At 68.6% G+C, this 12915-nt stretch carries 10 protein-coding genes; 4 read left to right on the top strand and 6 right to left on the bottom strand.

What is annotated here, in order from left to right; all coding sequences use genetic code 11:
* Positions 1-5 precede the first annotated feature (5 nt).
* Entirely contained in the window at positions 6-407 is a 402-nt protein-coding gene (locus tag HWX07_RS12355) for a nuclear transport factor 2 family protein (RefSeq protein WP_175876433.1), read from the top strand.
* 61 nt (positions 408-468) lie between these two features.
* On the opposite strand, the gene HWX07_RS12350 is transcribed toward HWX07_RS12355, so the two are convergent.
* From HWX07_RS12350 to HWX07_RS12340, 3 genes are all read right to left on the bottom strand, one after another.
* Positions 469-1413, bottom strand: a complete 945-nt coding sequence (locus tag HWX07_RS12350) for a LysR family transcriptional regulator (protein ID WP_175876432.1) — start codon at positions 1411-1413, stop codon at positions 469-471.
* An 80-nt stretch (positions 1414-1493) separates the two neighbouring features.
* Positions 1494-2132 carry a 2-hydroxychromene-2-carboxylate isomerase gene (locus HWX07_RS12345; RefSeq protein ID WP_175876431.1) on the bottom strand — a complete coding sequence of 213 codons (639 nt, stop codon included), beginning with the start codon at positions 2130-2132 and terminating at the stop codon, positions 1494-1496.
* A 94-nt stretch (positions 2133-2226) separates the two neighbouring features.
* Entirely contained in the window at positions 2227-3669 is a 1443-nt protein-coding gene (locus HWX07_RS12340; protein WP_175876430.1) for a TAXI family TRAP transporter solute-binding subunit, read from the bottom strand.
* 432 nt (positions 3670-4101) lie between these two features.
* On the opposite strand from HWX07_RS12340, the gene HWX07_RS12335 reads away from it, so the two are divergent.
* The 3 genes from HWX07_RS12335 (at position 4102) to HWX07_RS12325 (ending at position 9146) form a co-directional block, all read left to right on the top strand.
* Positions 4102-4467 carry a BON domain-containing protein gene (locus HWX07_RS12335; protein WP_175876429.1) on the top strand — a complete coding sequence of 122 codons (366 nt, stop codon included), beginning with the start codon at positions 4102-4104 and terminating at the stop codon, positions 4465-4467.
* 138 nt (positions 4468-4605) lie between these two features.
* Positions 4606-6696, top strand: a complete 2091-nt coding sequence (locus tag HWX07_RS12330) for a D-(-)-3-hydroxybutyrate oligomer hydrolase (RefSeq protein WP_175876428.1) — start codon at positions 4606-4608, stop codon at positions 6694-6696.
* A gap of 614 nt (positions 6697-7310) precedes the next feature.
* Entirely contained in the window at positions 7311-9146 is a 1836-nt protein-coding gene (locus tag HWX07_RS12325; RefSeq protein ID WP_069232258.1) for a peptidase S1, read from the top strand.
* Positions 9147-9428: 282 nt separating this feature from the next.
* Here HWX07_RS12325 and HWX07_RS12320 read toward each other — a convergent pair whose 3' ends face one another.
* From HWX07_RS12320 to HWX07_RS12310, 3 genes are all read right to left on the bottom strand, one after another.
* Positions 9429-10217 carry a sulfite exporter TauE/SafE family protein gene (locus tag HWX07_RS12320; RefSeq protein WP_175876427.1) on the bottom strand — a complete coding sequence of 263 codons (789 nt, stop codon included), beginning with the start codon at positions 10215-10217 and terminating at the stop codon, positions 9429-9431.
* Positions 10218-10522: 305 nt separating this feature from the next.
* A complete protein-coding gene (locus HWX07_RS12315; protein ID WP_175876426.1) occupies positions 10523-11962 on the bottom strand; it encodes a DHA2 family efflux MFS transporter permease subunit in 1440 nt (479 codons plus the stop codon).
* A gap of 135 nt (positions 11963-12097) precedes the next feature.
* A complete protein-coding gene (locus HWX07_RS12310; RefSeq protein ID WP_175876425.1) occupies positions 12098-12829 on the bottom strand; it encodes a DsbA family oxidoreductase in 732 nt (243 codons plus the stop codon).
* Positions 12830-12915: the final 86 nt, after the last annotated feature.

The following is a 12915-nucleotide window of genomic DNA, read 5'->3' as shown; positions in this document are numbered from 1 at the left end:
CACCCATGTCCGATCACTCCGTCTATCTCGACGCGCTCGATGCGAGCCTCGTCGCCATCGAGCGCTGGCTGTCCGGCGCCGATACCGCGCCCGCGGCGCTCGATGCGCTGCTTGCGGCGTTTTCCGCCGACTTCACGATGATCCTGACCGACGGCCGCGTGGTCGACCATGACGGCATGCGCGCGCTGTTCGCGAAGCTGGCTGGCGCGAAGCCGGGGCTGCGTATCACGCTGTCGGAGATCCGCGTGCTCGCGGCCGACGCATCGCATGCGGTGCTCACCTATCTCGAAGCGCAGCACGCGGCGGCGGGCGAGCTGCCCGCGCGCCGTGCGACCGCCGTGTTCACGCGTGATGCGGCGGGGGGCGTGCGCTGGACCCATCTGCAGGAAACCTTCTGCACGGCCTGAGCGGCTGCGCTGCCTGCACCGTCGCGCTGCCTGACTCGTCGCGCTGCGCCTGGGCCGCGCGTCAGCGCTTGCGCGTGCGGGCGACCGTCAGCTCGTCGGACACGCTCTGCATCAGCGCGCACAGCCACGCGATGTCGGTCGGCCGATCGGGGTGCGGATGCGTGAGCAGGTAGCTCTTGATGCGCGGGAACGGCACGGGCGGCGTAACGACGACGAGCGGCAGCAGTTGCGCATAGTGCGTCGCGAAGCGGCGCGTCGTCGTGAAGATCAGGTCCGACTGCAGCAGCACCTGCGGCACGATGCCGAAGTACGGCAGCGTCGTCACGATACGCCGCGTGAGGCGCGCGCGTGCCAGGCCGATCTCGATCGCGTTGCGCTTGTCGCCGGTGTACGGCGTCGGTGCGACGTGCGCGGCCGATGCATAGGCTTCGCGCGTGAGCGGCGCGCGGGCAAGCGGATGCGCGTCGCGCATCAGGCACACGATCGTGTCGGAGAACAGGTCCTGGCGCGCGAACTGCGGGTCGGGATTCGGCCAGTTGCCGATCACGAGATCGAGCGCGCCCGACTCGAGCGCGCCCGCGTGGTCGAGCGCGGGATTGAGCGAATCGATTTCCAGATGGGCATGCGGCGCCGCGTCGCGAAAGCGCTCGATCAGCGTCGGCATGAAGAAGTCATTCAGGTAGTCGGGCGCGGCGACGCGGAACGTGCGCCGCGCGGACGACGGATCGAAGTCGCCGTGCGGCGTCGCGATGAAATCGACCTCGCGCAGCGCACGCGACGCGGCTTCGAGCAGCGACGCGCCGTATTCGGTCGGCACCATGCCCGATTTGCCGCGCACGAGGATCGGGTCGTTCAGCGTCTCGCGCAGCTTGCGCAGCGCGGTGCTGATCGCGGGCTGGGTCTGGTTCAGCCGCAGCGCGGCCTGCGTGACGCTGCGCTCGAGCAGCAGCGTGCGCAGCACGCGCACGAGCCAGATGTCGAGCGAGGCGGTACGGTCGTCTTCCATGGGGGCGGGTGATTCGGGGGACGCGTAACCTTACCGCAGCCGCACGTTGGCGTGCGTGATACCGGCCATCACGCACGCCATCACGCGCGGCCCTTCGGCAGCGTGCTGATCCGCTTGACCTCGCGCGATTCGAGCCAGTTCGGCATGCGCGCGCAGTACAGCACCATCGGCAGTGCGTCCTCGCCCCAGAACAGTTGCTGGTTCATCCAGAACGTCGGTACGCCGAACACACCGAGCGCGATTGCGTCGGTCGTGTTGCGGGTCAGTTGCGCGGCGGTTTCCTCGAATTCGATCAGCTCGTCGCCGTGACTCACGCCGACGCGTTCGCACAGCGCGGCGAAGCCTTCCGGTGTCGACGGATCGTTGCCTTCGCGCCAGATGAACCGGAACATTTCCAGCACCGTCGCGATATCGGCGCGCAGCGCGATCGCGAGGCGCAGCACCTTGTCGGAATCGAACGGGTGCGCGGGCGGCATCTTGAAACGGATGCCGAGCTGCTCCGCGCGAAACAGCGCGTGACGGTACGTGAACACGCGCTTGGCCGGCACGTCGGCGGTCGCGCGCTGGCCCCAGTGGCGCTGCAGGTCGCTTAGCGACACGGCCACGGGTTCGAACGGCACGTCCGGCCATTTGTCGTGCTGCTCCAGCAGCAGATACGAGAACGGCGACACGAAGTCGAAGAACCAGGCGGGTTGGGCGGTATCGAGGCCGGTTGTCATGTCGTTCTCCAGAAGGTGGGGCGTGCGGCGCCTGGTGGCGGCCTCCATGTTACGCGGCGGCGCGCGCATGCAGCAATGATCGCGGATCGTTCGCTCACGCGGAACCGGGAGTCGCCCGGGGGGCGTCGCCAGCCGGCGGCGGTGCGGCTTCCGCGGGTGCCGGCGGGCTGCCGGCGCCGGGCGGGCCCGCCGGCGCATCCTGGTCGTGCGCGGTGAGCCGTTCGCGCACGAAGCCGATGTGCTCGCGCAGCACGTAGAACTGTCCGGCGTACGCGAGCGGCATCTTCATCCGGTTCACGGCTTCCTCGATGTCGTCGAGCTGGTCGAGCAACTGCACGCGCTCCTCGGCCGTATGTTCGCCGAGTGCGCTGCGTTCGAGCGCGATCAGCGCGCCGTACCAGCGGTAGATGCGCGAGCGTACGCGCCAGCCGTACAGCGACGGCACGAGCCGCAGCCCGGGAATCAGCACGACGATCAGCGGTACCAGCACGACCAGCAGCCGGTCGACCAGGCTCGCGACCCAGAACGGCAGCCGCCGGTACAGGAAGGTCTTGCCCGACTTGTAATAGCGCGACGCGTCGTCGGACAGCGGGAAGCCGCGCGTGACCGGCGACGGGAATTCGCCCGCGTGCTGCAGGATCGTCGCGTGGCCGTGCACTTCGCGCGCGGCCTCGATCAGCAGGTCGGACAGCGCGGGGTGCAGCGAGTCGCGCGCGACGAGTTCGATCGTCGGCGCGACCGTGTGGATATCGGCGGGCGGCAGGTTGCGGCCGAGATCGTAGACGCCCATCGGCAGCGTGATCGCGGTCAGGTAGGGAAAGCGCCGCGCGTACGCCTCGGCCTGCGTGAACGAATACACGTGCACGCCCGGTGCGCGGAACAGCTTCGCCATCACCGGGATCTGCGTCGAATCGCCGGACAGGAAGGCCGCGTCGATCTTGCCGTCGAGCAGCGCGGTCGCCGCGTCCTCGCCGGCGGTCGGCAGGAGCGCGGTCGGGCCGCCCGGCACGATGCCGTTCATCTTCAGCAGCGCGAGGCTCAGTTCGCGCGCGCCGCTGCCTTCCGCACCGAGCGCGAGCCGCTTGCCCTTGAAGTCGGACAGGCGCGCGACGACCGGGCCGCGGTACATGATCGCGAGCGGCACGTAGCCGATGCTGCCGAGCGACACGAGATGCTCGTCACGCTCCTTCGGGCCGATGCCGCTCTGCACGAATCCGACGTCGACCGGTGCGTTCGGATTCGACAGCCGCGCGAGGTTCTGCGCGGAACCTTCGGACGATTGAACGTCGAGCGTGACGCCGTTTTTAGCGAGAATCGTCTTGTACTTCTGCGCGGCGTTCCAGTACGTGCTGCCGGGCGGCCCGGACGAGATCACGAGCGTGGACGGCGGCGCCGGCTGGATCAGCTTGACCGCGAGCCAGACGGCCGCGCCGGCGAGCAGCACGGTCGGGCCGATCGACAGGGCGAGGTCGCGCCACGAGACGGCGACGAAGCGGGCGAGGATGCGGCGCGGCGGGCGAGGGCGGGCAGGCTTCATGGGGTTGGCGGATGACGCTGGCGTGACGCATCGGTGACGGTCGTCGCGGGACGAGGTGGAGTCTCGCGGCGATGGTACCCGGTTTCCCCGCGCCTGCGCGAGTCGGGGCGGTATTGCACCGCGGCACCGGGACGGCGGCGGGCACTCCCGCGTCAAAAGCTTTGCGCTTCGGCGGGCGCTGGATTACATTGTGCGACGCAGCCGCGCCCGATTCGCGCGCGACCCGGCACGTCATGAGACCGGGCGCGTCCGGCCGGCGGCTGTCCGGCCCGGCCGGCCCGCTTTCGCGTGCGCCGGCCGCCGGCCCGTGACGCCTCTCTCGTATCGCCGTGGAAAACACCGGCTGTCCCGCCCGTTCGCGCGCGGGCCGGCTGTTTTTGGGGGTATTCGGCCGTACTGTGCACGGCCGTTCCGGAGTGATAAGGAGATAGCATGAAGTCGATCGTGTTGAGAGCGTTGGGTGTCGCCGCCGTGGCGGCCTGTCTGTCGGGCAGCGTGTATGCGCAGTCGAGCGACGCAGCGGCTGCGGAAGCGCCGGCGGCGGCGAGCAGCGCGCCGAAGGCCGCCGCGAAAACCGCGAAGAAGGCGAACCGCAAGCTCGGCTACGCGGTGCGCAAGGCCATTACGAAGGCAGGCGGCATCGACGTGGCGAACATCGTCGTGCGTTCGAAGGGCGGCGCGATCTCGCTGGAGGGCACGGTGCCCGACCAGGCACAGATCGACAAGGCGGAAGAGGCGGCGAAGAGCGTGAAGGGCGTGACGTCGGTCACGAACAAGCTGACGGTTCAGCAGCAGTAACGCCGGGCGGCGGCGCGCGAGCGCCGCGCGCGCCCGTTTTCAGGCGGGCCCCGGCATGCCGGGGCCCGTTTGCGCTTCAGAGGCCGAATGCCGCGCGCGACGTGGCGGCGGACCGATAACGATATCGAGGGGGCGGCGATGGCGAAACTCGGGTGGGGCAGGCGGGGGGTGTGGGGGGCGGCGCTGGCCGCGGTCGCGATGCTCGGCGCCTGCAACGGCGACGAGTCGGCCGAGCGCAACCGGTTGCCCGGCTTCGTGTCCGGCAGCGTGCGCACGACGGCCTACGACGGCGCGAGCGACGACCTGCTGACGGCCGGCCTCGGCAAGACCGGCCTCGCGGCGGCGAGTGCGCCCGGCTTCGCGAATCCATCGCGGCCGACCAGCGCCGAATTGCGCCGCCTCGCGATCTGGTCGAACTATCGCGCGCTCGTCGACATGAGCGCAAACGGCGGCTATGGCCGCTTCTGGGGGCCGAACGTCGACCTCGACGGCAACGACACGCTCGGCGAGGGCAAGATCCCCGGCACCGAATATCTCGCGTACTCCGATGACGGCAGCGGCACCAAGAACGTGACGCTGCTCGTGCAAGTGCCTGCAAGCTTCAACCCCGCGCAGCCGTGCATCGTCACCGCGACGTCGTCGGGTTCGCGCGGCGTGTACGGCGCGATTTCCGCGGCCGGCGAGTGGGCGCTCAAGCGCGGCTGCGCGGTGGCCTACAACGACAAGGGCGGTGGCAACGGCGCGCACGAGCTCGGCTCCGACACCGTCACGCTGATCGACGGCACGCTCGCGAACGCGGTGCTGGCCGGCACCGCGAGCCTGTTCACCGCAAACGTGACGAGCGGCGATCTCGCCGCGTTCAACAGCCGCTTCCCGAACCGTTATGCGTTCAAGCATGCGCATTCGCAGCAGAATCCCGAGCAGGACTGGGGGCGCGTGACGCTGCAGTCGGTCGAATTCGCGTACTGGGCGCTCAACGAGCAGTTCGGACCGGTGATCGACGGCGCGCATCACGGCGTGCGCTATCGCGCGGGCGACATCACGACGATCGCCGCGTCGGTCAGCAACGGCGGCGGCGCGTCGCTCGCGGCGGCCGAGCAGGACAACCGCGGCTGGATCACCGCGGTCGTGGTCGGCGAGCCGCAGATCAACGTGCGGATGGCGCCGAATGCGGTGGTTCGCTCGGGCGGCCAGCCGGTGCCGTCGTTCGGCCGGCCGCTGGCCGATTACGCGACGCTCGCGAACCTGCTGGAACCGTGCGCGGCCGCGTCGGCGTCGCTCGCCGGCGCGCCGTACCTGAGCGCGCTGCCGGCCGCGACCACGCAGTCGATCCGCACGCAGCGCTGCGCGACGCTCGCCGCGGCCGGGCTGGTGGCGGGCGCCGACACGCAGAGTCAGGCGGCCGATGCGCTTGCGCAGCTCCACGCGGCCGGCTATCTGGCCGATTCCGACTTGCTGCAGGCGCCGATGTGGGATTCGCAGGCGATTCCCGCGATCGCGGTCACCTATGCGAACGCGTACACGCGCTCGCGCGTCACCGACAACCTGTGCAACTTCAGCTTCGCGACGACGAACCCGGCGACGGGCGCGGTCGCGGCGCCCGCTGCATCGCCGATGCCGGCCGTGTTCGGCGCCGGCAACGGCGTGCCGCCGACGGCCGGCATCAATCTGGTGTTCAACGACGGCGCGGGCACCGATCACCGGCTCGCGACGCCCGATGCGAGCTTCGCGGGCGCGCTGTGCCTGCGCCAGCTGTGGACCAACGGGATGCTCGGGATGCCCGCGAACGTCGACGCGGTGCGCGTGAACGCGAACCTGCACGGCAAGCCGGCGATCATCGTGCAGGGCCGCAGCGATGCGCTCGTACCGGTGAACCATGCGTCGCGCGCGTACGTCGCGCAAAACGGCATCAGCGAAGCCGGGCGCAGCCAGCTGGTGTTCTACGAAGTGACGAACGGCCAGCACTTCGACGCGTTCCTGTCGGTGCCGGGCTTCGACACGCGCTTCGTGCCGGTTCACTACTACAACGTGCAGGCGCTGAACCTGATGTGGCAGCACCTGAAGAACGGGGCGCCGCTGCCGCCGTCGCAGGTGATTCGCACGGTGCCCCGCGGCGGCACGCCGGGCGCCGCGCCCGCGCTGACGAGTGCGAATCTGCCGGCGATCTCGGCCGCGCCGGGCGCGAACGCGATTTCCGTCGGTGTCGGCACGATCGACGTGCCGCTCTGACAGCGGTCACCCCGCGTTCTCCAACAAGCCGGACCGTCGTCCGGCTTTTTTATCGACGTCGCCTGGAATCGGTCCCGGACGGTCTTTTATCCGAATGGCGAGCGCTGTAACAAATTATTACTTTACGGCGATAAATCCGGCACCTAATATGCGCCGGTATTTTCACTTAATTTAATAAATTCCGGATACGAGGATATTCCTTTCCATTTAGTTAATCGATCCTTTCGATTTTATTCAATCCGCTTGAGTCGGGATTGATCGCTGTTTCGCGATTAATCGGTATCTCGCCGAGGGGGATTGCTCGTCTTTTCGAAGTGAAGGCGCCTTGGTGGGCGGGCTTCGCGGGGTGTTTCTTGGCCGTCGATTTTGTGCGTGTGCGAATTCGCGAAATGAATTCGAATTGCTGCGAGCCATTGAATGGTGGTTGGCAATGGAATTGATTCCATTGTGCGGTTGCAAAAAACATGGGTGGGGTAAATCGTGCCGATCGGTATTCGCCGATCCGGTAAAAAACTCGGAGTGCGTCGCATAACGAATGCATTCCCGGTGCGGAGCGCCGGCGCAAATGATCCTTTGCGGGCGGCGGTATTTATCGTTCTGTTCGAGAGGCAATAATGACGACACGGAAGTCCTTGAAAGACGGTTTCGCGCTATTCGGAACGACCTTGAGCGTACCGCTCGCCGCCGCAGCGGCCGCGGCGCTGCTCGTCACGGGGTGCGGCGGCGACGACGGGCCGAGCCCGAGCGCGTCGGCCGCCACCGCGGCCGCGACGACCAGCGGCAGCACGTCGGCCGCCACCGACGCAACGACCGCCGCCGCGGCCGACCAGCCGTACGTCGACACCGACGTGTACGGCACCGGGCCGAACGACGCGGTCACGGATTCGACGGAAGGCGCCGCGGTCGTGCACCGCCAGGTCACGATCGGCGGCAAGACGATCAAGTACACGGCCACCACCGGCCACCTGACGACGATCGATCCGGTCACGTCGGCGCCGAACGCGAAGATGTTCTACGTCGCGTACACGCAGGACAATCCGGACCCGTCGAAGCCGCGTCCGGTCACGTTCTTCTACAACGGCGGCCCCGGTTCGTCGTCGGTCTACCTGCTGCTCGGTTCGTACGGGCCGAAGCGCCTGCAGTCGTCGTTCCCGAACTTCACGCCGCCCGCGCCGTACAAGCTGCTCGACAACCCGGACAGCCTGCTCGACCGTACCGACCTCGTGTTCATCAACCCGGTCGGCACCGGTTACTCGACTGCGATCGCGCCGGCGAAGAACAAGGACTTCTGGGGCACGGACCAGGACGCGCGCTCGATCGACCGCTTCATCCAGCGTTACCTGACCAAGTACTCGCGCTGGAATTCGCCGAAGTTCCTGTACGGCGAGTCGTACGGCACCGCGCGCAGCGCGGTCGTGTCGTGGGTGCTGCACGAGGACGGCATCGACCTGAACGGGATCACGCTGCAGTCGTCGATCCTCGACTATGCGAACGCGCTGTCCGCGCCGGGCACGTTCCCGACGCTCGCGGCCGACGCGTTCTACTGGAAGAAGACGACGCTCAACCCGACGCCGACCGATCTCGACGCGTACATGGTCCAGGCCCGCAACTACGCGGACAACACGCTCGCGCCGCTCGCGCAGAAGCCGAACCCGCAGGACGGCGGCTTCGTGAACGTGCGCCTGAACCTGAAGCTCGCGACCGCGCAGCAGATGGGCGCGTACATCGGCACGGACCCGACGTCGCTGATCCAGACCTTCGGCAACCCGGCCGCGCTCGGCAACGTGCCGTCGTCGGATGACAACCCGCCGTACACGTTCTTCCTCACGCTGGTACCGGGCACGCAGATCGGCCAGTACGACGGTCGCGCGAACTTCACGGGCAAGGGCATCGCGCCGTACATCCTGCCGAACTCGGGCAGCAACGATCCGTCGATCACGAACGTCGGCGGCGCGTACACGGTGCTGTGGAACAGCTACATCAACACCGACCTCAAGTACACGTCGACGTCGTCGTTCGTGGACCTGAACGACCAGGTCTTCAACAACTGGGACTTCAGTCACATCGACCCGACCGGCGCGAACAAGGGCGGCGGCAATACGCTGTACACGGCGGGTGACCTGGCGTCGACGATGAGCGTGAACCCGGACCTGAAGGTGCTGTCGGCGAACGGCTATTTCGACGCCGTCACGCCGTTCCACCAGACGGAGCTGACGCTCGCGCAGATGCCGCTCGATCCGACGCTCAAGGCGCAGAACCTGACGATCAAGAACTACCCGTCGGGCCACATGATCTACCTGAACGACGCGTCGCGGACCGCGCTGAAGGGCGATCTCGCCAACTTCTACGACGGCATCCTCGCGAACCGCACCGCGCTGCAGCGCGTGCTGAAGCTGCAGGCGCGAACGCAGCAGTTGAAGCAGCAGAAACTGCAGCAGCAGGGGCAGTAAGCGGCGAGGGCGGCGGGCGCCGCCCGCCGCGACGCGACGAAAAAGTGCACGCGTGCAATGCGGGCCGGTGCTTTGGGTCGCGTGTGTCGATGAAATCGCTGTCGTTCCAGATGCCCCGCGAGTCATGGACTCCCGGGGCATCGGTTTTTGTGTTCGAGCAGCGCTCGTCGCCGCGGACGTCCCCGGTGACCGCGATCCTTAAAAAGAGAATGAATGGCCCTCTATTGAGGATGAGCGAATGCGGGCGCCGACGGCGGCATTTGTCGCCGAAAGGGGCGCTGCTTACGCCAGGACGAGCCGCACGCCGACCGCGACCAGGGTCGACGCGAGCAGGTTGCGCAGCAGCCGCTCGGGCGCGCGCGCCGACAGCAGGCTGCCGATCACGATGCCGGGCAGCGAGCCGAGCAGCAGCGACAGCAGCATCGACCAGTCGACCGAGCCCAGCAGCCAGTGGCCCATGCCCGCGACCAGCGTGAGCGGCACCGCGTGCGCGATGTCGGAACCGACGATGCGGGTCGTCGCGAGCAGCGGATACAGCAGCAGGAGCACGGTCACGCCGATCGCGCCGGCGCCGACCGACGTCATCGACACCAGCACGCCGAGGACGGCGCCCGTCAGCACGGTCGACCACAGCGTGCGCGCGGGGTTCGGCGCGAGCGGGTTGCGGGCGGCGAACGCGGTCAGTTGAGGACGGAAGATCAGCGCGAGCGACGTGAGCAGCAGCGCGACGCCCAGTACGAGCTGGATCATCCGCGCGGTGCCCGGCGTGTTCATCCCGTGCGTATGCAGCCACCACAGCGTGAGCGCCGCGGCCGGCACGCTGCCCGCGGCGAGCCGGCCCGTGATGCGCCAGTCGATCGAGCCTTTCAGGCCGTGGACGAGCGTGCCGGTGGCCTTGGTCGCGGCTGCGTACAGCAGGTCGGTACCGACCGCCGTCGCGGGGTGGACGCCGAACAGCAGCACGAGAATCGGCGTCATCAACGAACCGCCGCCGACGCCCGTCAGGCCGACGAGAACGCCGACGAACAGGCCGGACAGCGAGTACAGCAGATCGATATGGGGAAGCGACATCGGGAGCAGGCGGTTATGCGGCGTTCGGCGGCGGCGCGCGGCCGCGGCGCGCGCATCAAAGTCCGCCATTGTCGCAAAAGTGACGCGTCAACGTACGACTGCGTTAAAAATCGGCCGGAGAGGCGCGCACGGCGGCGGCCGGCGGGACGTGAAACGGGCGTTTGAGCAGGGGCGCGGCCGACGGTGATGATCGGCCCGAAAGCGATGACGAATCGGGCGCAGGCGCTGCAAGTCCGGTGTGCATAAAAAAGGCGCGACAACGCGCGCCCTGGTCCGATGCGGGCTCCCGGCTCCCCCGTCGACGATCAGTGCATCGCGGGGCCGGCACCTTCGACCGCGCGAGGCGGCCGGATGCGTAGCGCGAAACCGGTCAGCGCCGCCACGGCGGCAAACGCCGCGCCGAACGCGAAGGCCGCGTGGTAGCCGCCGTTCAGCGCGTCGAGCGGCGCGGCTTGCGCCGCCGCGAGCGCGTCGGTGCGGGCGCCGGCGAGACTCGCGAGGGTCGCGAGCCCGAGCGCGCCGCCCATCATGAACGACGTGTTGACGATGCCCGACGCGAGCCCGGAATCGGCTGGGTCGACGTCGTTCATCGCGGCGAGCAGCACCGGGTTGAACGCGACGCCTGCGCCGATGCCGAGCAGTGTCATGCCGGGCAGCACGTGCCACACGAAACCGCCGTCGACCGGCGCGCGCGAGAACAGTGCGAGGCCGCACGCCGCGATCAGCAGGCCGGCGGCAATCGGGCCGCGGATGCCGAAACGCATCACGATGCGCGCCGATAGCCCGAGCGAGAACGCGGCCATGATCAAATTCGCCGGCAGGAACGCGAGGCCGACCTGCAGCGGCCCGTAGCCGAGCACGCGCTGCATGTACAGCGCGGACAGGAAGAACCACGCGAACATCGCGGCTGCCCACAGCACGGCGATCGCGTTCGCGAGCGCGACGTTGCGCGCGGCGAACAGCGTGAGCGGCATCAGCGGATGCGCGGCGCGCGACTCGATCGCGATGAACAGCGCGAGCAGCACGACGGCCGCGCCGATCAGTGCGACGGTCTGCGTCGACAGCCAGCCGGCCTCGTTGCCGCCGACGATCCCGTAGACGGCCAGCATCAGCGATGCCGTCACCGTGATCGCGCCGGCGACGTCGAGCCGCGCGGCGCCGGCCGGCGCACGCATGCGCGGCAGCAGCGCGACACACATCGCATAGACCGCGACGCCGATCGGCAGGTTGACGAGGAAGATCCAGTGCCACGACAGCGCGCTCGTCAGCAGCCCGCCGAGCAGCACGCCGATGCTGCCGCCGCCCGCGCACACGAAGCCGTAGACGCCCATCGCGCGTGCACGTTCGCCGGGTTCCGTGAAGAGATTCATGATCAGCGACAGCGAGACGGCCGACACGACCGCGCCGCCGAGCCCCTGCACCGCGCGCGCGGCGATCAGCATCGCCTGCGATTGCGCGAGGCCGCAGGCCAGCGACGCGAGCGTGAACACGACGAGGCCCGCGAGGAACATGCGCCGCTGGCCGTACAGGTCGCCGAGCCGGCCGCCGAGCAGCAGGCAGCCGCCGAACGTCAGCAGGTACGCGTTGACGACCCATACGAGGGCCGTTTCGGTGAAGTGGAGGTCGGTACTGATCGACGGCAGCGCAACGTTCACGATCGTGCTGTCGAGCACGATCATCAGCACGCCGAGGCAGAGCACGATCAGCGCGTACCAGCGCTTCTCGCCGTGAATCCCGTGGGTCATGGGCCTGCAGCCTTCTGATCGTTATTTGAAGGATGCATTGTAGAGGTCACCGGCGCGGGCTTCCTGCCGGTTTGTGGCAGGAGCGTCGCGTAGTGGCGCGTCCGGGCGGGACGCGCGCGAGGTAATCGATGCGGATTACGACCGGGCCGGCAGTTCGCAGCCATCGGGGCCGCAGGCGGCCGCGTCGCTGCCGTCGAGTGCGACGATGCCGTCGCGCCACGCCTGGTCGAGCGCTTGCGCGAACGCGTCGGCCGGCTGCGCGCCCGACACCGCGTAGCGGCCCCCGAACACGAACAGCGGCACGCCGCGCCCGCCGATCTGCGCGGCACGCGCGATGTCGGCTTCGACTTCGTCGCGGTACGCATCGCTGCGCAGCACCGCTTCGACGGCCGTGCGCTCGAGCCCGGCTTCGACCGCGAATTCGGTCAGCGCGGCATGATCGAACAGCGAGCCGTGTTCGCAGAAGTACGCGCGATAGAGTCGCTCGGTCAGCGCGTGCGCGCGGCCCGTGGCTTCCGCGAGCTTCACGAGCCGGTGGCCGTCGAGCGTGTCGCCGACCAGCGTGCCGGGCAGGTCGTAGCGCAGCCCGACGCTCGCCGCTGCATCGGTCACCTGGCGCAGCATCTGGTCGACCTGCGCGGGCGACATCCGGTATTTGCCTGCCAGCATCGCCTCGACCGGCTCGACGGGCTGGCCGGGCATCAGCCGGTACGCGCGCAGCGCGATGTCGACGCGGTCGGCGTGCGCGAACGCGGCCAGCGCCTCGTCGAAGCGGCGCTTGCCGATCCAGCACCACGGGCAGATCAGGTCGGACCAGATTTCGACGGTCAGGGTCGGGCGGGCGGTCGGGGCGGAAGCGGTCGTCATGAGAGGTTCGAGCGGCAAAAAAAGTGTAACTGAGACTATATCACTTTATGTGTCGACGCTTTGTCGTCCGCGGAGCCGTGCGGAAG

Origin of the sequence: Burkholderia sp. BCC0097 (assembly GCF_902832985.1) — a bacterium.
GTDB lineage: Bacteria > Pseudomonadota > Gammaproteobacteria > Burkholderiales > Burkholderiaceae > Burkholderia > Burkholderia orbicola.
This window is presented reverse-complemented; position numbering and strand designations above follow the sequence as displayed.

Coding starts and splice junctions, on each gene's coding strand:
- HWX07_RS12310 (WP_175876425.1), bottom strand. CDS start 12,829: ATGACGACCGCTTCCGCCCCGACCGCCCGCCCGACCCTGACCGTCGAA.
- HWX07_RS12345 (WP_175876431.1), bottom strand. CDS start 2,132: ATGACAACCGGCCTCGATACCGCCCAACCCGCCTGGTTCTTCGACTTC.
- HWX07_RS12325 (WP_069232258.1), top strand. CDS start 7,311: ATGACGACACGGAAGTCCTTGAAAGACGGTTTCGCGCTATTCGGAACG.
- HWX07_RS12330 (WP_175876428.1), top strand. CDS start 4,606: ATGGCGAAACTCGGGTGGGGCAGGCGGGGGGTGTGGGGGGCGGCGCTG.
- HWX07_RS12320 (WP_175876427.1), bottom strand. CDS start 10,217: ATGTCGCTTCCCCATATCGATCTGCTGTACTCGCTGTCCGGCCTGTTC.
- HWX07_RS12350 (WP_175876432.1), bottom strand. CDS start 1,413: ATGGAAGACGACCGTACCGCCTCGCTCGACATCTGGCTCGTGCGCGTG.
- HWX07_RS12340 (WP_175876430.1), bottom strand. CDS start 3,669: ATGAAGCCTGCCCGCCCTCGCCCGCCGCGCCGCATCCTCGCCCGCTTC.
- HWX07_RS12315 (WP_175876426.1), bottom strand. CDS start 11,962: ATGACCCACGGGATTCACGGCGAGAAGCGCTGGTACGCGCTGATCGTG.
- HWX07_RS12335 (WP_175876429.1), top strand. CDS start 4,102: ATGAAGTCGATCGTGTTGAGAGCGTTGGGTGTCGCCGCCGTGGCGGCC.
- HWX07_RS12355 (WP_175876433.1), top strand. CDS start 6: ATGTCCGATCACTCCGTCTATCTCGACGCGCTCGATGCGAGCCTCGTC.